At 56.0% G+C, this 22914-nt stretch carries 19 protein-coding genes and 1 tRNA gene; 14 read left to right on the top strand and 6 right to left on the bottom strand.

Annotation, left to right across the window (positions count from 1 at the left end; genetic code table 11):
• Positions 1-5 precede the first annotated feature (5 nt).
• Positions 6-815, bottom strand: coding sequence for a hydroxyacylglutathione hydrolase (gloB, locus tag LNA76_RS13320; protein ID WP_442778988.1), 810 nt, complete (start codon positions 813-815; stop codon positions 6-8).
• A gap of 23 nt (positions 816-838) precedes the next feature.
• Here gloB and LNA76_RS13315 point away from each other — a divergent pair, with 23 nt between their 5' ends.
• The 6 genes from LNA76_RS13315 to LNA76_RS13290 all read left to right on the top strand — a co-directional run bounded on the left by LNA76_RS13315 (position 839) and on the right by LNA76_RS13290 (position 7255).
• A complete protein-coding gene (locus LNA76_RS13315) occupies positions 839-1600 on the top strand; it encodes a class I SAM-dependent methyltransferase (RefSeq protein ID WP_094197655.1) in 762 nt (253 codons plus the stop codon).
• Positions 1597-2040: a ribonuclease HI gene (gene rnhA, locus LNA76_RS13310; protein WP_042486244.1), complete on the top strand. Its 444-nt coding sequence runs from the start codon at positions 1597-1599 to the stop codon at positions 2038-2040. Before LNA76_RS13315 ends, rnhA begins: the two co-directional genes overlap by 4 nt.
• Positions 2041-2139: 99 nt before the next feature.
• On the top strand, positions 2140-3186 hold the full coding sequence (locus LNA76_RS13305; RefSeq protein ID WP_230019245.1) for an efflux RND transporter periplasmic adaptor subunit: 1047 nt from the start codon (positions 2140-2142) through the stop codon (positions 3184-3186).
• A 9-nt stretch (positions 3187-3195) separates the two neighbouring features.
• Positions 3196-6273: an efflux RND transporter permease subunit gene (locus tag LNA76_RS13300; RefSeq protein ID WP_094197653.1), complete on the top strand. Its 3078-nt coding sequence runs from the start codon at positions 3196-3198 to the stop codon at positions 6271-6273.
• An 86-nt stretch (positions 6274-6359) separates the two neighbouring features.
• Entirely contained in the window at positions 6360-7085 is a 726-nt protein-coding gene (gene dnaQ / locus LNA76_RS13295; RefSeq protein WP_094197652.1) for a DNA polymerase III subunit epsilon, read from the top strand.
• 95 nt (positions 7086-7180) lie between these two features.
• Positions 7181-7255: transfer RNA gene (locus LNA76_RS13290), tRNA-Val, on the top strand.
• 318 nt (positions 7256-7573) lie between these two features.
• Here the strand turns inward: LNA76_RS13290 and LNA76_RS13285 are convergent.
• Positions 7574-8887 carry a short-chain fatty acid transporter gene (locus LNA76_RS13285; RefSeq protein ID WP_094197650.1) on the bottom strand — a complete coding sequence of 438 codons (1314 nt, stop codon included), beginning with the start codon at positions 8885-8887 and terminating at the stop codon, positions 7574-7576.
• A 358-nt stretch (positions 8888-9245) separates the two neighbouring features.
• Here LNA76_RS13285 and LNA76_RS13280 point away from each other — a divergent pair, with 358 nt between their 5' ends.
• From LNA76_RS13280 to LNA76_RS13265, 4 genes are read left to right on the top strand one after another with little or no spacing between them, the layout of a single operon-like run.
• Complete coding sequence (locus LNA76_RS13280) at positions 9246-11291, top strand: TonB-dependent receptor plug domain-containing protein (protein ID WP_230019244.1); 2046 nt, start codon at positions 9246-9248, stop codon at positions 11289-11291.
• 39 nt (positions 11292-11330) lie between these two features.
• Positions 11331-12410, top strand: a complete 1080-nt coding sequence (locus LNA76_RS13275) for an ABC transporter substrate-binding protein (RefSeq protein ID WP_230019243.1) — start codon at positions 11331-11333, stop codon at positions 12408-12410.
• A complete protein-coding gene (locus LNA76_RS13270; RefSeq protein ID WP_230019242.1) occupies positions 12407-13423 on the top strand; it encodes a FecCD family ABC transporter permease in 1017 nt (338 codons plus the stop codon). The genes LNA76_RS13275 and LNA76_RS13270 overlap by 4 nt, the downstream gene beginning before the upstream one ends.
• Positions 13420-14187, top strand: a complete 768-nt coding sequence (locus tag LNA76_RS13265; RefSeq protein WP_094197647.1) for an ABC transporter ATP-binding protein — start codon at positions 13420-13422, stop codon at positions 14185-14187. Before LNA76_RS13270 ends, LNA76_RS13265 begins: the two co-directional genes overlap by 4 nt.
• A 15-nt stretch (positions 14188-14202) precedes the next feature.
• Here the strand turns inward: LNA76_RS13265 and LNA76_RS13260 are convergent, their stop codons facing one another.
• Positions 14203-14763, bottom strand: coding sequence for a MarR family winged helix-turn-helix transcriptional regulator (locus LNA76_RS13260; protein WP_094197646.1), 561 nt, complete (start codon positions 14761-14763; stop codon positions 14203-14205).
• A 290-nt stretch (positions 14764-15053) separates the two neighbouring features.
• Between LNA76_RS13260 and LNA76_RS13255 the strand changes: the two genes are divergently transcribed.
• The 4 genes from LNA76_RS13255 to LNA76_RS13240 all read left to right on the top strand — a co-directional run bounded on the left by LNA76_RS13255 (position 15054) and on the right by LNA76_RS13240 (position 18595).
• Positions 15054-16025: an amidohydrolase family protein gene (locus LNA76_RS13255; RefSeq protein WP_094197645.1), complete on the top strand. Its 972-nt coding sequence runs from the start codon at positions 15054-15056 to the stop codon at positions 16023-16025.
• A 2-nt stretch (positions 16026-16027) separates the two neighbouring features.
• Positions 16028-16852, top strand: a complete 825-nt coding sequence (locus LNA76_RS13250; RefSeq protein WP_230019241.1) for an alpha/beta fold hydrolase — start codon at positions 16028-16030, stop codon at positions 16850-16852.
• 80 nt (positions 16853-16932) lie between these two features.
• Complete coding sequence (locus tag LNA76_RS13245) at positions 16933-17985, top strand: 2,5-dihydroxypyridine 5,6-dioxygenase (RefSeq protein ID WP_094197643.1); 1053 nt, start codon at positions 16933-16935, stop codon at positions 17983-17985.
• Positions 17972-18595, top strand: a complete 624-nt coding sequence (locus LNA76_RS13240; protein WP_230019240.1) for an N-carbamoylsarcosine amidohydrolase — start codon at positions 17972-17974, stop codon at positions 18593-18595. The genes LNA76_RS13245 and LNA76_RS13240 overlap by 14 nt, the downstream gene beginning before the upstream one ends.
• 1128 nt (positions 18596-19723) lie before the next feature.
• Here LNA76_RS13240 and LNA76_RS13235 read toward each other — a convergent pair.
• From LNA76_RS13235 to LNA76_RS13225, 3 genes are all read right to left on the bottom strand, one after another.
• On the bottom strand, positions 19724-20242 hold the full coding sequence (locus LNA76_RS13235; RefSeq protein ID WP_230019239.1) for an aromatic-ring-hydroxylating dioxygenase subunit beta: 519 nt from the start codon (positions 20240-20242) through the stop codon (positions 19724-19726).
• 13 nt (positions 20243-20255) lie between these two features.
• Positions 20256-21545, bottom strand: a complete 1290-nt coding sequence (locus LNA76_RS13230; protein WP_094197640.1) for an aromatic ring-hydroxylating dioxygenase subunit alpha — start codon at positions 21543-21545, stop codon at positions 20256-20258.
• 66 nt (positions 21546-21611) lie between these two features.
• Entirely contained in the window at positions 21612-22889 is a 1278-nt protein-coding gene (locus LNA76_RS13225; RefSeq protein ID WP_094197639.1) for an NAD(P)/FAD-dependent oxidoreductase, read from the bottom strand.
• Positions 22890-22914 lie beyond the last annotated feature (25 nt).

Genomic DNA, 22914 nt, shown 5'->3' with positions numbered 1-22914 from the left:
AATCTTTAGAAATTGTTTTTCCAGTCGCGCAGGCTGGCAAATACCTCGACAGGATTATTCAGGGATTGGGCGCCATAGTGCTCGGCAGCCTGAATAACAGCAGTCGTCTCGCAACGCAGAAAGGGATTGGTAGCCAATTCTGTTTTCAAGGTGGAGGGCACCGTAGGCAAGTTTTGCTGACGTTTGAGGGTATCCTGTTCCCAACGTTGGTGCAGTTGGGGATTGTCCGGCTCTACCTGTAGAGCCCAACGTAAATTGGATAAGGTGTACTCGTGCGCACAGCAGATCAGGGTGTCCGATGGCAGTTTCGCCAACTTGCCCAGGGAATCCGTCATTTGTGCCGGGGTGCCTTCAAAGAGACGTCCGCAACCAGCAGCAAACAAGGTATCACCACAGAAAACAAAGGGCTGTTTTACCTCATTTTGACCAAAGTACGCAACGTGTCCGGCGGTATGGCCGGGGATGTCCAGGACGTGCAGCGTCAGTTCCAGAGTAGGTAATTCGACCTTGTCGGACTGGCCGACTCGGACATCACAGGCGGGTAGAGGCTCATGGGCCGGGCCCCACACGCGGGCCGGATGCTTAGCCAGGATATCTTTGACACCACCAACATGGTCACCATGGTGGTGTGTCAGTAAAATGGCATCCAGTTGTAAGGACTCGCGCTCCAGCCAATCCAGAACCGGAGCGGCCTGGGCGGGGTCCACCACCAGGGCGTGACCGTTTCGACTTAGCGCCCATATATAGTTGTCGTTCAGGGCAGGTAGTGGAATCAGGCGAACATCGCTTGGCACAGGCCAGGTAAATGCATTCATCATGGTAGAGGGAGAAAGCGCCAGTGGAGCAGACTTTGAATGATCAATTTGCCCAGTGGTTGGAAACCGTACCGGGGCGATATGTGCGGGCTTGGGAACAAGCCGGAATCGATGCGGAGGTGGTCAACACCTTCGGGTATCATGCCATACAAATTGGATTGCCGCATTGGGACCTCTTGGCGCAAAGCCGCATCTCTTGCAAGGTATGTACGGCTCAGTCCGGCGTCTTGCCTGCCCAGCAGCAAAACCTGGTGTATGCCGAGCCCGAGCATCTGCCTTTTGATACGCAAAGCATTGATCTTTTAATTCTGCCCCATACGCTCGAGAGCGCCAGTGACCCGCATCAGGTGTTGCGAGAGGCTGAACGCGTGCTGGTGCCGGAAGGGCGCATTCTTCTGACGGGCTTTAATCCCTTGAGCTTATGGGGTGCCCATGACTGGATTCCAGGGCTGGAGCGGGGCACGCCGACCTTGCCGGGAGATGTGATGTCCCCCTCGCGTTTGCGCGACTGGTTAAAGCTCTTGTCCTTTGATGTGCAAAGCACGCAGATGGGCTGTTATGCACCGTTGTGTCGTCAGCAGGCATGGCTGGATCGCTGGTCCTGGATAGAGCAAAGCGGAGCGCGCTGGTGGAGCTTTGCGGGCGCCGTCTATATGATTAGTGCGGTCAAACGCACGCCTGCCTTGCGCCTGGTTGGGCCTAAGTGGAAGAAAAACCGTCGGCGTGTGCGTCGGCCTATGGTGGTAGCAGGACGCGCTGCCGATGAAGGAATAAGCAAGACATGACAGATGTTGTTGATATTTGGACCGATGGCGCCTGCAAGGGCAATCCGGGTTTGGGTGGTTGGGGGGCGTTGCTGCGTCATGGCGGCCGAGAAAAAGCCATTTGTGGCGGCGAGGCGGATACCACCAATAATCGTATGGAACTGATGGCGGTGATCGAGGCACTCAAGGCCTTGAAGCGCCCTTGTCAGGTGCGAGTCCACACTGATTCGCAATACGTACAAAAAGGGATGAATGAATGGCTGCCCGGCTGGAAAGCGCGTGGCTGGCGTACTGCGGATAAAAAACCCGTCAAAAATGCCGATCTGTGGCAGGAACTGGAGCAACAGGCGGCCAAGCACGAGTTGACCTGGTTATGGGTGCGTGGTCACGCAGGCGACCCCGGTAATGAGCGGGCGGACCAATTGGCCAATGAAGGGGTGGAAATAGCCAGGCAGTTATAAAGGCCCGGGCGAAGGTCGAACCCGCTGATAGTACTATTAGCCACCCGTCATATTTTGTCAGATAGCTTTACCGGCCTGGCCGGTCAGGATAAGCCGCCCATGATTCTCACGCTGCGCCTCACGATTTTTTCTTTGTTCATCGTACTGTTTGCCAGTAGTACGCCCAGTTGGGCGCAGTCTGACGCCACGCGGGTGGAAGTGCTGCCAGTGCGGCAAACTGAATTGATTCGTGATGTGGCGGCGGTCGGGACCCTGGTTGCCAGAGAGTCCGTCATGTTGCGCCCCGAGATCAGTGGTCGTATTTCAGCCATCAGTTTTGAAGAGGGCCAGCCCATCAAGAAAGGGCAGGTACTGATTCAGCTGGACCCGGCCATGGCGCAGGCGCAGTTAAATCAGGCACAGGCAAATTTGAATCTGGCGAATAGCCAGCACAAGCGCTCTTCGGAGCTGAGCCGTCAGGGCTTTATTAGTCAGCAGGCAAAAGATGAGTCGGGCAGTCGTTTGGCCGTCCAGCAAGCCGAAGTGCAATTGGCGCGCGTGCATCTGGACAAGACCCGTATCCGTGCGCCGTTCGATGGTGTCACCGGCTTGCGCAATGTGTCGGTGGGTGACTATGTTGGACCCGGCACGGATCTGGTGCAGTTGGAAGCGGTTTCTACCTTGAACGTGGACTTTCGTATCCCTGAACAATATCTGGCCGATGTGAAGGCTGGCATGCCGGTCGAGCTGCGCTTTGATGCGTTCCAGGGCCAAACCCGCCAGGGTTCGGTTCTGGCGGTCAGCCCGGCAGTGGATACGGCAGGCCGTTCGATTTTATTACGCGCGCAGGTGCCCAATGAAGATGGTGTCTTGCGCCCTGGTTTGTTCAGCCGCGTACGCCTGGAGCTGTCTCGCTATCAGGCCTTGATGGTGCCTGAAACCGCCTTGGCTCCTTCGGGGCAGGATCAGTATATCTATATTGTGAAAGATGGCCGGGCAGAGCGTCGACAGGTGCAGATTGGAGTCCGCGAACAAGGCTGGGTGCACGTAACTGGCGATCTGAAAGCCGGCGACAATGTGCTGGTGGCCGGATTGCAAAAGGTGCGTGATGGCGTACCAGTCGATATCCAGGAAGTGATCGACGTCCAAACACAGCCGCAGCGCTAGGGCACAGTCATGGTTCTCTCCGATTTATGTATCCGTCGCCCGGTTTTTGCCACGGTTCTGTCTTTGGTGATTGTGCTGGTCGGTTTCATTTCCTATGAACGCCTGACCGTACGCGAATATCCTGCCATTGATGAACCGGTGGTCTCGGTCATCACCAACTATAAAGGGGCCTCACCAGAGGTGATCGAGTCCCAGGTGACCAAGCCGTTGGAAGACCAGTTGTCCGGGATTGAGGGCGTGAACGTGATGACCTCGCGCAGCCGTTCCGAGCGCAGCCTGATCAACATTAAATTCAATCTGGACAGAGCCCCCGATGCGGCCGCCGCTGACGTGCGTGACAAGGTTTCGCGCGCCCGCCGTTTCTTGCCCGATGAGGTGGACGAGCCGATTATCAACAAGGTAGAGGCGGACTCCACCCCGATTATTTATGTCGGTGTGGATACCGGCGACTACAGCATGCTGGAGGCCTCGGACTACATTAAGCGCTATATCAAAACGCGCTTATCCGTCTTGCCCGGAGCAGCAGAAGTGCGCGTATTTGGCGAGCGCCTGCCCGCCATGCGGATCGATCTGGACCGTACCCGACTGGGGGCCTATCAGTTGACCGTGCAGGACGTGGAAGATGCGTTGCGTAAGCAAAACGTGCTGATTCCGGCTGGCCGTATCGAGTCCGATGCGCGTGAGTTTTCCGTGGTGTCCTCTACCGATCTGGAAACGCCCGAGGAGTTTCGCAACATCATCATCAGTCAGGCCGCCGGGTATCCGGTGCGTATCTCCGACATTGCTCAAGTGCGTATTGGGCCTGCCGAGGAACGGGTGCTGGCCCGTTTCAATGGGCAAAACAGTTTGAATATTGGTGTGACCAAACAGTCCACCGCCAACCCGCTGGATTTGTCCAAAGCGGTGCGTGCCGAGGTGGAGCGCATCAACGAAAGCATGCCGGGCAATATGAAGCTGACCGTGTCTTACGACAGCTCCATCTTCATTCAGAAATCCATTGATTCGGTCTACACCACCATTGCCGAGGCTATTTTGCTGGTGGTGCTGGTGATCGTGTTTTTCCTGCGCAGTTTCCGTGCCAGCCTCATCCCTATCGTGACGATTCCGATCTCTCTGATCGGAGCCTTTGCCATCATGTACATGCTGGGTTTTTCCATCAACACGCTGACCTTGTTGGCCATGGTGTTGGCGATTGGTCTGGTGGTGGACGATGCGATTGTGGTGCTGGAGAACGTTTATCGCCATATTGAAGAAGGCAAAACGGCCATGCAGGCGGCCTTTTTGGGCGTGCGTGAAATTGCCTTTGCCGTGATTGCCATGACGCTGACATTGGTGGCGGTGTATGCGCCGTTGGCTTTTGCTACAGGCCGTACCGGGCGATTGTTTATCGAATTTGCCCTGACCTTGGCGGCTGCCGTACTGGTGTCCGGTTTCGTGGCCCTGACCTTGACCCCTATGATGTGCTCGCGCATGTTGCGTCCGCACGGCACCAAAGTGGGCCGTGTCAGCCAGGGGATCGAGAACTTTCTGGTCTGGCTGACGCGTGGCTATCGTCGTGTCCTGATTCGCGCTCTGCGTTGGCGCTGGCTGGTCTTGTTGATCGGTGTGGCCGTTGCCGCCACCAGTGCGCTGCTGTTTACGGTTATCAAAAGCGAGCTGGCTCCGATTGAAGACCGGGGGGTCATTTTCGGGATTGTGAATTCGCCTGAAGGCGCCACGCTGGATTACACCTTGCACAATGTGGAACGGGTGGAAGCGCTGTATCGCGGCATACCGGAGACCGAGGGTTACCAGTCCATTATTGGTTTCCCAACCGTGACCGACTCCTTTGCGATTCTGCGTTTGAAGCCTTGGGAGGAGCGCACGCGTAGCCAGCAGTCCATCGCGCGTGAGCTACAGCCGCATTTCTCGGCCATTCCTGGTGCGCGTGCCTTTCCGACTAATCCGCCCTCCCTGGGGCAGCGCGCGACCTCCAAGCCGGTGGAGTTTGTGATCATGAGTCAGGCTCCTTATCCGGAGCTGGCCAAGATCGTGGACAATTTTCTGGCCGAGTTAAGAGACTACCCAGGGTTGTTGAATGTGGATACGGACTTGCGCTTGAATACGCCAGAAATCCGTATTGATGTAGACCGCGACAAGCTGGCTGATACCGGTGTTTCGGTGGATGCTGTAGGCCGCACACTGGAGTCCATGCTGGGTGGGCGTCAGGTCACACGCTACCAGAGTGACGGCGAGCAATATGATGTGATTGTGCAGGTGGATAAACAGGCTCGCTCCAGTCCGCAAAATATTCTCGATATTTACGTGCGTACCCAGGACGGTGGCATGGTGCAGGCTTCCAACTTCCTGAAAGTGCGAGAAAGCGTGTCACCGCAATCGCTGAACCACTTCAACCGTTTGCGGGCCGTGATTGTGGAAGCCTCGGTGGCACCCGGCTATGCCCTGGGTGAAGTTCTTGAACACATGAATGAGGTGGCTCGCAAGACCTTGCCTGAAACCGTGCAGACGGATCTGGACGGGCAGTCACGCGAGTTCCGGGACTCCTCGGGCAGCATTTATGTCGTGTTCCTGATGGCTCTGGCCTTTATTTATCTGGTGCTGGCCGCGCAGTTTGAAAGCTGGCGCAATCCGCTCATCATCATGCTGTCCGTGCCCTTGTCCATGACCGGGGCCTTGCTGGCCCTGTGGCTGTCGGGCGGGACTTTGTCCATTTATAGTCAGATCGGTTTGATTACCCTGGTAGGCCTGATTACCAAACACGGTATCTTGATTGTGGAATTTGCCACCCAACAACGCGAAGCGGGGGCCAGTTTGTACAATGCCGTGGTGCGCGCTTGCGAGATGCGCCTGCGTCCCATCTTGATGACAACCGGCGCGATGGTGCTGGGCGTCTTGCCGCTGGCCTATGCTTCCGGGGCAGGCGCCGAATCCCGCCAGCAAATTGGCTGGGTGCTGGTAGGCGGCTTGTCCCTGGGTACCTTGCTGACCTTGTTTGTGGTGCCCGTGGCCTACACGCTGATTGCAGGCAAGCAAGAAGGGCAGGACAAGCAACTGGAATTGATTGACAAGCCCCAGGCCTCTGTCTGAACCTGTGGTTCTGGACTGCGGGGAAGCGGCTCGTACAGCCTCCTTGTTCAGTGCCATTACCGTGATTGAATTTGTAGGGAAAGTGAATGCGTCAAATTATTCTGGATACTGAAACCACCGGTCTGGAGCCACGCGAGGGGCACCGAATTGTTGAAGTGGGTGGGGTCGAGTTGTTCAACCGTAAATTGACGGGCCGCCATCTGCACTTGTATCTGAACCCGGATAGGGATTCTGATCCCGAGGCCTTGGCCATTCATGGTCTGACCACGGAATTTCTGGCCGGTCATCCACGTTTCAAGGATGTAGTCGATCAGGTGCTGGATTTTGTGCAGGGCGCGGAAGTCATTATTCATAACGCCTCCTTTGATACCCGCTTTCTGGACGCTGAATTGCAGAAGGTAGGCAAGGGACCGTTCTCGCAATACTGCGACAGCATTACTGACTCCTTGCTGGTGGCGCGGGAAATGCACCCCGGCAAGCGCAACTCTCTGGATGCCTTGTGCGAACGCTACGGTATTTCCAACTCTCACCGTACCTTGCACGGCGCTTTGCTGGACTCGGAATTGTTGGCCGACGTCTGGCTGGCCATGACGCGGGGTCAGGATGCGTTGTTGATGGACTTTGACGAGTCCGACAGTCAAGGTGGTGACGGCAGCGATTTGAGCCTGGGCAAGTTTGATCCCAGTGTGCTCAAAGTGCTGCGTGCGTCCGAAGCTGATCAGGCCGAGCACGAGAAATACATGGACGTGTTGGAAAAACAGAACAAGAAGCCGCCCATGTGGCGCGAGATGCTCAATCCAGCAGCAGAGTAACTGTTCCAGAAAAACAGCCGGCCCTGATCTTGTAAATCGAGCAGGGCCGTGCTATAGTTTTTTTCTTCGCAGCTTTTGCAGTTCTTAAAAGCTTCGGGCGGTTAACTCAGTGGTAGAGTGCCACCTTCACACGGTGGAAGTCACAAGTTCGAACCTTGTACCGCCCACCATCTCTTCCTTCTTCTATTTCCCCCTGCAGTTTATCTATTGCCTTTGTCTTGGGCGGTCTGTTCGCGTCTTGTCTTTGTGTTGAGCGCCGCGCTGACTATGGCTATAACTTGTGCAGGCAGCGTCGTTCGGCAGGAAAGAGACGAGCTGGGGGGAACTTAAAACAAAATAGCTATTCTTTAGTTGATTGTTGATTGTTGATTGTTGATTGTTGATTGTTGATTGTTGATTGTTGATTGCAAAACGCCCAATGAATACTCATTGGGCGTTTTTTTATAGCTAGGGAAACGGCGATGCCAGTAAAGGCATCGGCCTGCCTCTTACAACCAGGTCAAACCAATCGAAATCACGATACCCGAGACAATCAATTGAATCAGGCAAAAACCCATGATGTCTTTGGCTTTCAGACCGGCAATGGCCAGTACGGGCAAGGCCCAGAATGGCTGCAGCATATTGGTCCAGGCGTCACCCCAGGCAACGGCCATGGCCGTGCGCGCGATATCGGCATCCAGCGCTTGGGTGGCGGCAATGACAACCGGGCTTTGAACGGCCCATTGTCCGCCGCCAGAAGGCACAAAAATATTGACCAGACCGGCGCTCAAGAAAGTCCAGAAAGGCAGGGTAGTGGCAGTGGCAAAAGACACCAGCCACTCGGACAGGCTGGTCGCCAGACCGGAGTCGATCATGATGGCCATGATGCCCGCGTAAAAGGGGAACTGGATCACAATTCCGGCCCCGCCGCGAATGGCTTCATTCAGACTTTTCAGCAGACGACGAGGGGTGCCGTGCAGCAAGATGGCCAGAATCAGGAAGGTGAAGTTGATCACGTTCAGGTTCAGCGTTGCGCCACGTAGCACGAAGTAGTCAAACAAGTAAGTCAGGCCTGCCACACCAATCACAATGGAAATCAGGCGGCTGTTTTCCAGACGGTCTGCAGGACGATCTGTGGATTGGTTGACGTCATCCGGCGCCTCTTTCAAGAGCTTGGGGTCGACATAGATGCTTTCCTTGTCGCTGGGTAGCATCAAGCGGTTGACCAGCGGCACCAGGATAAACAGGGCGATCACAATGGCCAGGTTAAAGAAGGCGAAGATGGTGTCTGAGGTACTGATGATGCCGATCTTGCTCTCGGAAAAGTGCCCTGAGGTTGCAATGGTCAAAGGCACTGAACCGGCCAGGCCGCCGTGCCAGACCAGAAAGCCTGAGTAGGCACTGGCAACCAGCAAGCGGTAGTCAACACGAACCTGGCGGGCCAGCTCTTTGGCGAACAGGGCACCGACCACCAGACCGAACCCCCAGTTGATCCAGCTGGCTGCCAGCGAGACCAGGGTGACCAGAATAATGGCCGAACCGGCCGAGTGCGCCAAGGAGGCCAGGCCACGCAACCAGCTTTTTACCAAGGGGGTGCTGGCCAGCATGTGACCTGTTAGCAGGACCAGCAGCATTTGCATGGCGAAGGTCAGCAGCCCCCAAAAGCCATTACCCCAAAATTGGATGACCTCCATCGGAGAGCGCTGTTCGAACGCCATGGCCGAGACACCGGCAATCAGCGTGAGCAGGATGACGAAAATATACGGATCGGGCAGATAGCGTTCAACCAGGCGGACTGAACCGCGCGTCATGGCTTTAAACATACATTGTGCTCCTGTGGATTTGCGCCAGTAATTGCGCGGGTCCTGATGTTTTGGAATTGGAGTTAATGCCCGTTTATATGGGCGTTCTTCTGGCAGCATTTTGATAAAAATGCTCAGTGCAGCCGTATTGTTGGCGAGAAGTTGCAAATTGTGAAGACGGGAAAACCTGAACCTTAAAGTTTTTGCTTGCTTGTCATCTTTCGCTATATGCTCTACTATATAGCGGTGTTTTCGAAAGAACCATCACTCATCGCTCGATGATGGGTTCTATTTATGGGCCCCTTGGGGCCCATTTTTTTTGCACCACCGTGTGGTGTTAATTCATAAACCAATTAGAAAGATCGAATAGGGAAGTGGAATGAGACATCCGTCCAACCGCGCCACAGCAGCGCGTCAGCAGTTTGTCTGTTTAGTACCGCGCGCCTTGGTCTTGAGCATGATGGGGGCTGTGGCCCTTAACCAAGCCCATGCTCAGGACAACAAGGACCGTGTGTTTCAACTGGGCAAAGTGGTTGTTCAATCCAGCTTGGATCGAGAGGCGCCTTTGGGTGAGAGCGCAGTCAGCCAGGAAAAAATGCAGGCTTTTGACTTGCGTAATGTCGGTGCGGCTGTCAGCGTGCAAGCGGGTGTCACGGTTTCGGCAGGCGGTGCCCGTAATGAGCAAATGGTCTACGTGCGCGGCTTCGATTCGCGTCAGGTGCCCTTGTTCCTGGATGGTATTCCACAGTACGTACCGTACGACGGCTATGTGGACTTTACTCGTTTCACCACCATGGATCTGAGTGAAATTCGCGTGGCCAAGGGTGCAGCCTCCTTACTGTATGGCCCCAATATTATGGGTGGTGCCATCAACCTGGTTACCCGCAAGCCGGTCAAAGCATTTGAGGGTGAGTTCCGTGCCGGTTACGCCACGGGCGATCAACGCTACAGCGCCTTGAACGTGGGTACCAATCAGGGTTCCTGGTACCTGCAGGCTGGCTTGTCCTGGTCGGGCGAACGTACCTTCCCCTTGGGCCGTGGCTTTGAAGATCAAAAAGCACGTCCTACCGATACGGGCGGTATGCGCAGCAATGCCTCGCAAATGGACAAGAAAGCGTCCTTCAAATTGGGTATCACTCCCAATGCGACGGATGAGTACGTGATCGGCTATGTGAATCAGAAAGGTCAGAAAGACAATCCGGTCTACACCGGCGTGAACGATGCCAAGCTGGGTAAACGCTACTGGCGCTGGCCCTACTGGGACAAGGAAAGTCTGTACTTTCTGAGCTCTACCCGGGTTGGCGAGAACAACACCATCAAGACACGTGTGTACGAGGATAAGTACAAAAATGGTCTGGATATGTATAGCGATGGCCAATACGCCACCCTGACTGGCCCGACCAGTGAATACACGGACCGCACGCGTGGCGCTGCTCTGGAGTGGGTCAATACGAGTCTGGATGATCACGAGCTGCACTTTGCCTTGCATTACAAGCAAGATCAGCACCGTGATCCCAAGTCATCGGGCACTGAACGCTACAAGGACGTGACCACTTCACTGGCCTTTGAGGATCGCATCGCTTTGGGCGATCAGTGGCAATTGCGTGTGGGCGCCAGTCATGAGCGTCGCAAAGCCAAAGAAGCGCACAATTTTGAAACTGGCGATACCGACGCCACTAACGGTTTGCTGGAGCTGGGCTACGACTGGAGCCAGGCCATGCAGGTCTACGGCAGTGTGGCCTACAAGACTCGTTTTCCTACGATTAAAGACCGTTATTCCAGCCGCATGGGTTACGCCCAACCCAACCCGGATCTGAAACCGGAGCACGCCATTCACTATGAACTGGGCTTGCGTGGTCAACCTTGGCAGGGGGCGCAACTGGAATCGGCTCTGTTCCTGAGCCAGGTGCGCGACATGATTCAAAGCACCGTTATCCAGGCACCAGGCTGCGACAAGTACCGCCCAGTGGGTTTTTGTGATCAGGCCACCAACGTGGGCAAGGCCCGTCAAATGGGTCTGGAACTGTCCTTGCAGCAGGAGTTTTCTGCTCACTGGTCCGCTGGCTTGGCCTATACGTATTTGAACCGTCGCAATCAGTCTGATCCAGACGTCAAACTGGTGGACACGCCCAATCACCGTCTGTTCGCTCACCTGAGCTGGAAGCCTAATGCACAGTGGGAAGTGATGGGTTCGGTGGAAACTGAAAGTGGCCGTTACTACTCCTACGCGAACAACAAGGGTGACCAGATTTACGAAAAAACCCCCGGCTTTGCCTTGCTGGGTTTGAAGGGGATCTGGCGTCCTAACTCGGATATCACCCTGGAAGCCGGTGTGCGTAATCTGGGTGACAAGCTGTACCAATATAAAGAAGGCTACCCCATGCCCGGACGCGTTTGGTTTGTGGGTGGAAGCTATCGTTTCTAAAGCAGTGCTGTTATTGGCAGAAAAAGGGGGAAGGCCGGGATGAAGCGTCGTGACATAGTACGTGCCTTGGCGGCACTGCCGCTTGTGGCGCCTTCTGCCCGTTTGCAGGCCCGGTCTGAGCAGGCCGGGACCAGCACCCCGATCAGTCTGCCTGTCAGCGTGGCGGGTCAACTGCCCGATCCGGCCTACGTAGGCCGAGTGGTGGCCGCTGGTCCGCCCGCTTCGGTACTGGTGTATTGCCTGGCCCCTCATACGCTTTTAGGGTGGCCTTTTCAATTGGCTCCGGCTGCGCGCAGCATGATGGATGCCGCTGGTTTTTCTTTGCCTTATCTGGGCCGTTTGGCCGGTCGGGGCAGTACCTTGTCCCTGGAAAGCCTGCTGGCCTTAAAACCCGATATGGTGCTGGATATAGGCGATGTGAATCCTTATTACGAGTCGGCTGCCAAGTCCGTGCAAGAGCAGACGGGCGTGCCTTATGTCTTGCTGGATGGTCGTTTGAACGACAGCCCGGCGCAGTTGCGTCAGGCCGGGCAGATTCTGGGGCAAGCCGAGCGCGGCCAGCAATTGGCCTTGCGCGCCCAAGCCATTTTAGGCAGCGCACATCAAGCCGCCAGCTCCCGAGCCAAGGGCTTGAAAGCCTATTTGGCACGCGGTAATGATGGCCTGGAAACTGGTATGGGGCAGTCCATTCATACCGAGGTGCTGCGGCTTTGCGGCCTGACGGTCATGGGTGACGAGAAAACCGATAATCGTCTGGGCCGTATTTCCTACGAACAATTATTGGCCTGGGACCCGGACATTCTGTTCGCCCAGGACGACGTTTTCTTTGAATTGGCGCGTACCCAAGCTCCCTGGAATCAGCTCAAGTCGGTGCAGGAAGGGCGTTTGTACCGTGTGCCTGCTTTACCTTTTGGCTGGCTGGATGGCCCGCCGGGAATCAATCGCTTAGCTGGTGTGATCTGGTTGAATGCCTTGTTGGAAGGCAGTGTTGCCGTGCCGCACATGTATTCAGAGTTGCAGGCGTTCTACTCGGCCTTTTACGGCATGTCTTTGGACAGCGAGCAGATCAAGCGACTGGTGCAAGGGCTGGACCCTTTGGGTTCAACGCAAAATTCATGAAGCTGGGTTTGCCCTACGGGCTGTTGCTGCTTTTTCTGGGACTGATTCTGGCCGTCCTGGTGGTGTTTGCGCTGGGGCAGGGGGCTTACCCTTTGTCGGGGCCGGATGTACTGCGAGCTTTAGCGGCTGGTTTTTCAAGTGACCCGGATACCTCGCAAAGTCAGGCGGTACGCGTTGTCTGGGATTTACGCTTGCCGCGTATTGCTGCGGCTTTGCTGGTGGGGGCCGCGCTCTCAACGGCAGGCGCGGCGTATCAAACCATGTTCCGCAATCCCCTGGTGTCACCCGATATTCTGGGGGTGTCCTCGGGCGCAGGTCTGGGGGCGATTCTGGCCATCTACTTGAACTTCTCCTTGTTTGGCGTGCAGATGGCGGCCTTTGTGGGCGGTTTGCTGGCGGTGGGCATTGTCTTGAGTCTGGCACGCATGCTGCGTCATCATCCACCTGTCCTGATTTTGGTCCTGGCCGGGATGGCGGTCGGCACCTTGCTCGGCGCAGCCTTATCGCTTATCAAAATTCTGGCCGACCCTTATTCCCAATTGCCCTCCATGACCTTTTGGCTGCTGGGCGGCTTAAGCGCAGTGCGCTCTTACGAAGTCTGGCCCGCTGCGTTGATGGTATCGGCCTGCATTATCCCGGTTTGGCTTTTGCGTTGGCGTATCAATGTCCTGGCTCTGCAAGATGACGAGGCCCGTTCCCTGGGCATGCCCGTCTCTGCCTTGCGTTGTTTGCTGATTGTTTGCGCCACCTTGATGACGGCGGTATGTGTGGCCTTGGCGGGCATCATAGGCTGGGTCGGTTTGTTGATTCCGCACGCGGCTCGTTTATTGGTCGGCCCGGAGTTCTCCCGTCTATTGCCTGTCTGCTTGTTAGTGGGCGCCGCCTTTCTGTTGTTAACCGATACCTTGGCGCGCAGCATAGGCACGCTGGAATTGCCCTTGGGTGTGTTGACGGCTCTGGTAGGGGCTCCCGGCTTCTTGTTGTTGCTGGCTCGTGGTGCGAGGCAGCGATGAGCGAACAAGGCTTGGAAGCAATTGAGCTGGCCGTGGGCTATGGGCGCAAGCAAGTCGCCAGCAATGTGAATCTGCGTGTACAGACCGGGCAGGTCGTCTGTTTGCTTGGACCCAATGGCAGCGGTAAGTCCACTTTGCTGCGCACCTTGCTGGGCCTGCAGCCGCCTTTAGAAGGACAGGTGAAGGTGCAGGGCAAGCCCTTGGAACAGTGGCGTGCGCGTGCCTTGGCCAGGCAACTGGCCTATGTACCGCAAGCGCAGGATTCTGCCTTTGCTTTCACGGTAGAGCAGTGGGTCTTGCTGGGCTGTGCCAGTGAGTTGGCCTGGTATAGCCAACCACGGGCAGCCGACCGGCAATGGGTGGGCGTTTGCCTGGAGCGTTTAGGTATCGGGCAACTGGCTCAAAAACGTATTGATCAGATCAGCGGAGGGGAGCGTCAACTGTGTGTGATTGCACGTGCCTTGGCGCAGCGTTCACAGTTTCTGATTATGGACGAGCCTGCCTCCAGCCTGGACTTTGCGAATCAATTGCGCGTGCTCGATCAAGTCTCGCATTTGCGCCAGGAGGGCCTGGGTGTGCTCTTGTGTACGCATCAACCTGAACATGCGGCCCGCGTGGCGGACTGGGTGATCTTGTACCGCGATGGGGGCATATTGGCGCAGGGCCAGCCCTGCGACATGCTCAGTCAGGCCCGTTTGCGCCAGCTGTATCAACTACCAGCGCATGCTTTTGAACTACCGGATTGGTATGCGCGAGGGGGCTGATACCCCCCGAACTGGTCACATGTTTTTCAGGGCAGCACGGCCATATTGGTTGTTGTGCTCCACCACGCGGGTCAGCATGGACATAAAGGTTTGACGCTGCTTGGCGGTTAGCGGGTCCAGCAATCGTTCCTGGGCGCGGTTCATGCCACTACTGATTTCCTGCATGGCTGCCAGACCGGCTTCGGTGATGTAGGTCTGGCGAGAGCGGCGGTCGTCGGGGTTGATACGACGACCCAGCAACCCTTTTTCCTCCAGCCTGCGGATGACATCGGCCGAGGTGGTGCGATCCAGCCCCAGCTCGTAGCCGATCGTGGTTTGATCCAGCCAGGGTGAACCCATCAACACAGACAGGACACCGTGCTGAACCGGGGTCAGGTCACTTTTGCATTCCTCGTAAAACATGGCGTAGTGAATCTGGTTAAGACGGCGAACCAGAAAACCGGGCCGTGACCACAGTTTGTGTCGATACAGCTCGGCATTTTCTTCTTCCACTGGACCCAGGATGTCGGCCTCGTCGGCTTCCAGTCGTTCTTCTTGCTTTAGCTCGGCGTGATTCTTCATGGATAAGTCAGTCATCGATTGAGTGGCTTTCAGCCTGTTGCCAAAAGGGCAGCACACGGAAAGCGGGACGACCTGCAAAGGGTACGGCAGCAAGGTCGGCGTCTACAAGGAAAGCAGGGCTACGCTAGCGTGAACAGAAGCCCCGATTTCTGATTTGTAGTCTTGTCTACAGGCGCTGTCCACGCCCCAAAGTATATGTGATTTCCCGACTTGCTGAAAACAATAATAATCAGCATACTGATAGATATTGTTGGGGGGTCAAACGATTGACCTTATGTAAATCAATAATTTAGGGAAAATTTACGGTGAAACGTATTAAAAAAATAGCACTGGAGGAGCACTTCAACGCCGTTGGCTTTGAGGATTATTCCAAGGCCTTTGTCAAACATATTGACAGTGCCGACGCACGTGAACTGATGGCTCGTTTGCATGACTTCGACGCGCAGCGTCTAGAGGTAATGGACCGTGCCGGTATCGAGTACGTCGTGCTGTCGCAGACCGGCCCTGGGGTACAGGTGGAAAAAGATGTGTCCGTCGCGATCGAGCGCGCGCGTCAGAACAACGATTTCCTGGCGCAGCAAATTGCACACCATCCCGATCGCCTGGGCGGCTTTGCTACCTTGCCCATGCAGGACCCGGCTGCCGCCGCGCAGGAATTGACGCGCGCTGTGCAGGATCTGGGCTTGAAAGGCGCTTTGGTCAACGGTCACACGCATGGCGTGTACTACGATGGCCGCGAATACGATGCCTTCTGGGAAACCGTGCAGAAGCTGGATGTGCCGTTCTACCTGCATCCTTTTGATGCTTACGAAATGCCACACGCTTACACAGGCCACCCGGAGCTGGTGGGGGCGACCTGGGGCTGGGGTGTAGAAACCGGCACCCACGCGCTGCGCATGTTGTTCGGTGGTGTGTTTGACCGTTGCCCGGAAGTGAAGCTGGTGCTGGGTCATATGGGTGAAGGCCTGCCATTCCAGCGTTGGCGCTACGACAGCCGTTTTGCGGTCTATCCGCACGGTGTCACCTTAAAGCGCAAGCCGTCCGAGTACATCGGCAGCAATATTCTGATCACCACTTCGGGGGTCTGTTCCGCACCGACGCTGATGGGCGCAATTGGTGAAATGGGTGCCGAAGCCGTGTTGTTCTCGGTGGACTACCCCTATGAATCCACGGAACTGGCTGCTGATTTCATCGAAGCAGCGCCTATGGATGACAAGACACGCGAGCTGGTGTGCTACGGCAACGCGGCCCGTCTGTTCAAGCTGGACCGGAGCTAAGCATGAGCACATTTTTGTATGGCGCTCATGTGCACGCCAATGGTATTCGTCAGCATTACCTGCGCTACGGCGGTTCCAGCCAGGGCCGCGATCAGCGTCCTGCCGTCATCATCGTGCCTGGCATTACCAGCCCGGCGGTGACCTGGGGTTTTGTGGGTGAGCAGTTCGGCAAGCACTTTGACACCTACATTCAGGACGTGCGTGGTCGTGGTTTGAGTGAAGCCGCCGAGGGCATGGATTACAGCCTGGATGCACAGGCCGATGATTTGATCACCCTGGCTCAAGCCCTGGGTCTTAAAGACTACATCGTGGTCGGTCACTCCATGGGTGCTCGTATCGGTTTGCGTGCGGCTCACAAGAACAGCGATGGTCTGAACCGTCTGGTGATGGTTGATCCTCCCGTCTCCGGCCCGGATCGCCGTGCTTATCCTTCCAAGCTGCCTTGGTATGTGGATTCCATGGCCATGGCTCGCAAGGGCTGCACCGCAGAGGACATGCGTGCCTTCTGCCCGACCTGGACCGAAGAGCAATTGCAATTGCGTGCCCAGTGGCTGCATACCTGCCACGAGCCTGCGATTTTGGCCAGCTTTGAAGGTTTCCACACCGACGATATTCACGTCGACTTCCCGCATTTGAAGGTGCCTGCTTTGCTGATGACCGCCGAGCGTGGCGATGTGGTGCGTGATGAGGATGTGGCCGAGATTCAGCAGTTGGCGTCGGGCGTTCAGCACGTTCGTGTGCCGAACGCCGGTCACATGATTCCTTGGGACAACGAAGCCGGCTTTTACGAAGCCTTCGGTGACTTCCTGGGCCAGCGCTTGGTGTGATGTTGAAGGGCCACCAAGGTGGCCCTGTCGTGATTAGGCATGTCGGTTTGAAGCCGAGCTGCCTTACAAGGAGAGACAAAATGGCAGTGAGTGATTATCAACTTATCGAAGCATGGCAAGAGGTGTTACGTCTGTCCAAGCTGCAAGCGGGTCAAACCGTGACCTTGCTGACTAGCTCGACCACGCACCCCCAGACCATGCAGTGCGCGCAGATTGCCGCTCAGTCCATGGGCGCGATTGTCAATCGTCTGGACTTGTTGCCGGTCAATGCGGAAAAAGCCTTGAGCCGTGACTCGCTGGCGTACTTGGGTACGACCCCGCTGACGGGCAACGAAGCAGCGATTGCCGCTTTGAAGGCCAGCGATCTGGTTTTGGACCTGATGACCCTGTTGTTCTCGCCCGAGCAGATCGACATTTTGAAGTCGGGTACCAAGATTCTGTTGGCCGTGGAGCCACCCGAAATTCTGGTTCGCACCGTGCCAACCGAAGCAGATCGCGCACGCGTGACAGCGGCGGCCGCCTTGATCAAGGCCGCCAAGGAAATGAGCATTACCTCACCTGCTGGTACTAATCTGCGTTGCCCACTGGGTGAATTCCCTGCGATTCGTGAATACGGTTTTGTGGATGAACCCGGTCGTTGGGATCACTGGCCCAGCGGTTTTGTGCTGACCTGGCCTAATGAGTTGGGCACCAACGGCACCATCGTGATCGACAAGGGCGACATCCTGTTGCCACAGAAGAAATACTCGACCGAGCAGATCATTCTGACCGTGGAAAACGGCTACGCCACCAAGATTGAAGGTGGTATTGAAGCCGAACTGCTGGACGAATATATGAAGACTTTCAACGATCCCGAGGGTTACGCGATTTCGCATATCGGCTGGGGTCTGCAACCACGTTGTCATTGGTCCACGCTGGGCCTGTACTCGCGCGAGAACACCATTGGTATGGATGCTCGTGCCTTCGAGGGTAACTTCCTGTTCTCCCTGGGGCCAAACAACGAGGCAGGCGGCAATCGCACGACGGCCTGCCACATTGATATTCCTTTGCGACATTGCACGGTCAGCCTGGATGGCCGCGCCGTCGTGCGTGATGGCAAAGTACTGGACGGAGGTGTTGGTGAGTACGAATGAAGGAGCGGTTTACGCTCAACAAGGGTTTGGGTCGACGCTGGAGCCTAAAGCTCCTTACGGTTTGTTGATTATTGATCTGGTGAATGGTTTTGCTGATCCTGCCGTGTTTGGTGGTGGCAATATCCCTGAAGCCATCGAGAACACGCAGACCTTGCTGGCAACGGCACGTGAGCAGGGCTGGCCGGTGGCGCACACTCGTATCGTGTATGCCGATGATGGTGCAGATAACAACATTTTCAGCATTAAGGTCCCCGGCATGCTGGGTCTGACCGAAGATGCGCATAACAGCCACATCGTGCCGGAGTTGGCTCCTGCACCCGGTGAATTTATTGTTCGCAAGAACGTGCCGTCGGCCTTCTTTGGTACGCCCTTGGCGGCGTGGCTGACCCAACGTGGTGTGCAAACACTGCTGGTCGCCGGTGCGGTTACCAGCGGTTGCGTACGTTCCAGCGTGGTCGATGCGATGCAACTGGGCTTCCGCCCCTTGGTGGTGTCGGACTGCGTGGGTGACCGTGCAATTGGCCCGCATGAGGCCAACTTGTTCGATATGCGTCAGAAGTACGCCACCGTGGCAACGCGGGAAGAAGCGATGAAGTTGATTGGTCTTTAAAGCGATTCAAGCTCTTGAGTATTTGAGAAGAACGATGTGTTTCATCATGGCCTGGATGGGCGTCCCTGCTTGATGGACATGATTCGTCGTTAACAAGTCTGTTTTGATAGCCTTGTGATTGAGTATCGGTGGTCTGCCGCTTGGGGGCAGGCTATCGGACCTGTGCCCCTGGGAGCCGGATGGCTCTCGGGGGCTTTTTTATTTCTGGCAGCGGCGTGGGGCCGCAAGGATTGCGGTGGAACGTTTTCTTGTAGGGCCCCTGTGTGGCTTGTCTTGGCGGATCCCTTGCTCATGCCGTGCGTGGGTGCCCTTGTCAGTGCGCCGTTGCGGGCGGGCCGTGAACTCGGAGCGCGACTGCTCACCCGGACCGACCGCAGGCGTGCTCCTTAAACAGCACGCCTTTTGCATCCCGCCTCGTTAATTTGCCCGTGGTAAGAACCCTGACTCACCCGCCAAGCCGAACCTGGGCCGCACAAGAAAACAAGCAACATGGTTTAAAGCCCAAACGGCACTTGCAGAGGAGAGTGAAAAAGAGCAAAACGATGGGCGTTTAGGAAATGCAGAAGAGCAAGGAAAGAGGCCCTGTCTGTTCAAAAAGTCAGTAAGTGCTTGGTAGATAAAAAGCCATTGTGAGCCGTTTAGTCAGCCTGCTGGGGTGTAGGGGCGGATCAGAGTACTTGCCGCGGGCAGGAGATAGCGTAGGGGTGCAAGCATCCTGCTGTTTGAGCCGGACGCTTGTACTTGGTCCGGGGGACCAAGTACCCGGCGAGTTCAGGATGCGCCCGTAGCTATCTCCTGACAAGGGCACCGGTGCGCAGCACCGGCAAGTGCTCAGCCCAACACCCCAGCAGGTTGACTGAATGGCGTTTTCACAGAGACTTCCTTTACCCCCCACCCTGACTAACCTGAATTCCTCCAGGCCTGATAGGCCCCCAAGCCTGCGTTACCAGCCCTAAGGTCTCATATCTTTGACATTGCGCCAGACATAAGCCCTCTGCCCAATAAATAAGAAAAAAAAGCACCCCTCAACAAAGAAGGGTGCTCAAAGGAATCAGAAGACCTTCTGACTCAAGTGGCTCGGAAACAGCACACAAAAAACAGTTTTAAAATCAGATGCAAACCACGGACTTATACCGGGAACACCAGATCGTTCGCCAGGATGGACGTATCAAAAATCACCTGACGCTCCTTGAGCATCAAACGACCCTCCATACGCGTGAACGTATCAAAATAATTACCCACCAGATGCACAGTAGAAGGCCCTTCCACCAAGGTCTGCATCAGCATGAAATTACCCTCGGCCTCAATGTCACCATTGTCCGCCTCGCTGATCACACGAACATCCGTGACCAGATGCAGCATGTAGCGTGGGGCATACATCTGCGTGCGGGCAATCGCCACCGCACGATCGTGCATCATGTCGCGCCCTTCGGCATAGACCAGGCCCACCGGCAAATTCAGATCCGCGTTCTCGCGTGAAGTAACCCGGTAAACCGCGTCCTCCACAAAAAACATGGGCCAGTCCTCAACATTGCCACGATCCAAAGTGGCACAGTACTCGGCATTGAAAAGCTCAATTTCCGCCTTCAACACCAAAGCACGCTCAACAGCAATCTGGGCGGGTTTGAAAGAAAAATCCATTTTCATAAGTCAGCTCGTCTTACAGATCCATCACTTGGCGGTAGTACTGGTACATGGAGCGAATAGCCGCTTCCGAGATCAGCGTATTGGACGTACCCAGCTTGCTTTCATCGAGCTTGATGATGTTCACCTCGCTGCTGGAACGACGTACCCCTTCCTGCACAAACTTCATGGCCTCGTTGTCTTCCAGACCCAGGAAACCGGCAGGGCCCATCAGGTTGCCCTGACGCAGACGGTGACGAGTCATCTCCTCGGTATCGTCTTCATAGCCAAACATGGTCCATTGCATGATCAGGCTGTTCGGGCCATTGGGCACAATCTGACGCACACCCAAGGTATTCATCTCGCGCTGAACAATCAGGTTGGGCCAGATCGTTTGCATGGTGACCGACCAAGGCGAATCAAACTCTTTGATGTAGTCCAGGAAACGCTCATCGCGCAAACGCATATCGTCCACAAAGGAACGCATTTCCTTCTTGTTGTCCTCGCTGACCTCGGCATACTTGTCCTCGGACTTGGCCGAGGCCATATAGCCGTGACGACCGTGCACAGGGTCCACATACATTTGCGACTTGTTGCCTGCAACCAGTAAACCAAATACCACCAGGAAAGAATGCAGCAAGGTTGCGTGGTAGGGGTCCTTCAGGTTCTCGTGATACATCTTCCAGTTGCAAGGCAACTCGTTACGGTAGTAACCCAGAATCTTCAGTTTTTTGCCGGGGAAAATAGCCTCGAAATCCTTCAGGATTTCAGGCGTCAGGTATTCCGTAATCGGTTCGACCTGGTCGCTGTAGGATGCAAAAATCACGCCATTGTGCGTGGTCACATGCAGTTTTTTCAGGCCATGTTCGGAGTTCTTGAAGCTGCGCGGCATGCCGCCTTCTTTATTCGCACCGCGCTTGAAAGGAATCCCTTGCAGATCACCCTTCAGGCTGTAAGACCACTGGTGATACGGGCACACAAACTCATTGGTGTTGCCCTGGTTGTGGCGGCAGAACTCGGCGCCCCGGTGTGCACAGCGGTTCTCAAACACGTTGATGCTGCCATCCTCTGCACGAGCCACCACCACCGGCGTGGAACCCACATATGAGCGCTTGTAGTCGCCCGAATCGGGGATCTCCGCTTCCAGGGCGACAAAGTTCCAGGTGTCACCGTGGAAAATGCGTTCCATCTCGCGGTTGTAGATGTCGTTGCTGGTGTAGACCCAATCCGGAATGGTGTTGAGCACATCCTCGGGCCAGGTGCATTGCTCGACAGGGCGGTCTTTGGACCCGACCGTCTGGCCTATCACCGTTTGCGTCTGATACATGGGGTTCTCCTCTGATAACTCTTTAATGATTCGTGATGACGAGGCGGCGCAGGCCGCTTCTCTTTCTTAGACTTGGGCCGTACGAGCGGCTTCTTTCACGTACTGGCGCAGTTTTGTTGTCGGGTCCAGCACGATGGCCGGATCGACAGGCAGGTTCTGTTCCATGACACCGCGTAAGGCGCGTAGATCTGCACCAGCATTGACGGCAATCGCGTGGCGCAGATGCTGGCCCTCGAATGCCAGCAACATGAAACTGATGGCATCGCCCTGGCTGTCCATGACGCCGCGTACCTGATAGTGCAGATCCGGGCTGCCTTGGCCCAGCATCTGAATATTGCAACCGAGCACATCCGTCCAGAACCAGCTAATGGGTGCAGTAGGGGCATCCTGCCCGACAATGGCGTGGGCCACCTGACGGGCTTGCTCATTGGCGTTCTGCCAGGATTCGGTGCGCGTGCGCACGGCGGTGTCGGGGCAAATTTGTGTGGCGCAATCACCGGCGGCATAAATACCCGCCACACTGGTGCGACCCTGGCGATCCACAATAATCCCAGCCGTCATCTCGTCTACCGCAATGCCGCTGGCCCGGGCCAAGGCAGAGTTCGCTGTCAGACCGGCTGCCACAATAGCCAGATCGCCATTCAGGATCTGGCCATCATTCAGTTCCAACTGAACGGGATGCTCGTTCTGTGCCACAAAGTGAGCTTGGCGCACACCCTGACCCAGACGCACCGTGATGCCTTGTGACTCGAAACGCTCCAGCAACCATTGCGACAGCAGGGTAGGGGCGTTGCGCGCCAGCAGACGTTCATTCGCTTCAATGACAGTGACCTGTGCGCCGGTTTCGCTGGCGGTAGAGGCCAGTTCCAGACCCATGAAACCACCACCTATAACCAGGGTGCGCAAACCGGGATGCAGACGGGCTTGCAGGCTCAGGGCATCGTCCAGCGTGCGCAGATACAAGGCGTTGGCCTGGCTGGCGGGCAGCAGGGCCAGTTCGCGAGCCGCGCCGCCTGTGGCCAGCACGGCGTGCTCAAAGCGCCAGGTCTGGCCATTGCTCAATGTTGCCTGACGCTCGGTGCAATCCAGAGACAGCACGCGGGTGCCCAGCAAGAGTTCAATATGTTGTTCTTGATAGAACTCGGCTTTTTGCAAAAACACGCTGTCAGTGGTCGCGCTGGACTTGAGCACGTCTTTGGACAGTGGCGGACGTTCGTAAGGGAGATGAGTTTCGTCGCCTACCAAGGTAATGCTGCCGTTATAGCCCAGGCTGCGCAGTTCACGCGCCAGCACCGAAGCCGCTTGGCCAGCGCCGATGATCAATACGGAAGTGTGGTGTGCCATGATGTTGCGTCTCGTCAGCAGAAAA

This window comes from Alcaligenes sp. MMA, assembly GCF_020907215.1.
Taxonomy (GTDB): Bacteria; Pseudomonadota; Gammaproteobacteria; order Burkholderiales; family Burkholderiaceae_B; genus Alcaligenes; species Alcaligenes aquatilis.
The sequence above is the reverse complement of the archived record's forward strand: the minus strand, read 5'-3'. Positions and strand labels throughout refer to the sequence as shown.

Coding starts and splice junctions, on each gene's coding strand:
- LNA76_RS13270 (WP_230019242.1), top strand. CDS start 12,407: ATGAAGCTGGGTTTGCCCTACGGGCTGTTGCTGCTTTTTCTGGGACTG.
- gloB (WP_442778988.1), bottom strand. CDS start 815: ATGAATGCATTTACCTGGCCTGTGCCAAGCGATGTTCGCCTGATTCCA.
- LNA76_RS13305 (WP_230019245.1), top strand. CDS start 2,140: ATGATTCTCACGCTGCGCCTCACGATTTTTTCTTTGTTCATCGTACTG.
- LNA76_RS13230 (WP_094197640.1), bottom strand. CDS start 21,545: ATGTATCAGACGCAAACGGTGATAGGCCAGACGGTCGGGTCCAAAGAC.
- LNA76_RS13285 (WP_094197650.1), bottom strand. CDS start 8,887: ATGTTTAAAGCCATGACGCGCGGTTCAGTCCGCCTGGTTGAACGCTAT.
- LNA76_RS13260 (WP_094197646.1), bottom strand. CDS start 14,763: ATGACTGACTTATCCATGAAGAATCACGCCGAGCTAAAGCAAGAAGAA.
- LNA76_RS13275 (WP_230019243.1), top strand. CDS start 11,331: ATGAAGCGTCGTGACATAGTACGTGCCTTGGCGGCACTGCCGCTTGTG.
- LNA76_RS13300 (WP_094197653.1), top strand. CDS start 3,196: ATGGTTCTCTCCGATTTATGTATCCGTCGCCCGGTTTTTGCCACGGTT.
- LNA76_RS13280 (WP_230019244.1), top strand. CDS start 9,246: ATGAGACATCCGTCCAACCGCGCCACAGCAGCGCGTCAGCAGTTTGTC.
- LNA76_RS13265 (WP_094197647.1), top strand. CDS start 13,420: ATGAGCGAACAAGGCTTGGAAGCAATTGAGCTGGCCGTGGGCTATGGG.
- rnhA (WP_042486244.1), top strand. CDS start 1,597: ATGACAGATGTTGTTGATATTTGGACCGATGGCGCCTGCAAGGGCAAT.
- LNA76_RS13235 (WP_230019239.1), bottom strand. CDS start 20,242: ATGAAAATGGATTTTTCTTTCAAACCCGCCCAGATTGCTGTTGAGCGT.
- LNA76_RS13245 (WP_094197643.1), top strand. CDS start 16,933: ATGGCAGTGAGTGATTATCAACTTATCGAAGCATGGCAAGAGGTGTTA.
- LNA76_RS13225 (WP_094197639.1), bottom strand. CDS start 22,889: ATGGCACACCACACTTCCGTATTGATCATCGGCGCTGGCCAAGCGGCT.
- LNA76_RS13250 (WP_230019241.1), top strand. CDS start 16,028: ATGAGCACATTTTTGTATGGCGCTCATGTGCACGCCAATGGTATTCGT.
- dnaQ (WP_094197652.1), top strand. CDS start 6,360: ATGCGTCAAATTATTCTGGATACTGAAACCACCGGTCTGGAGCCACGC.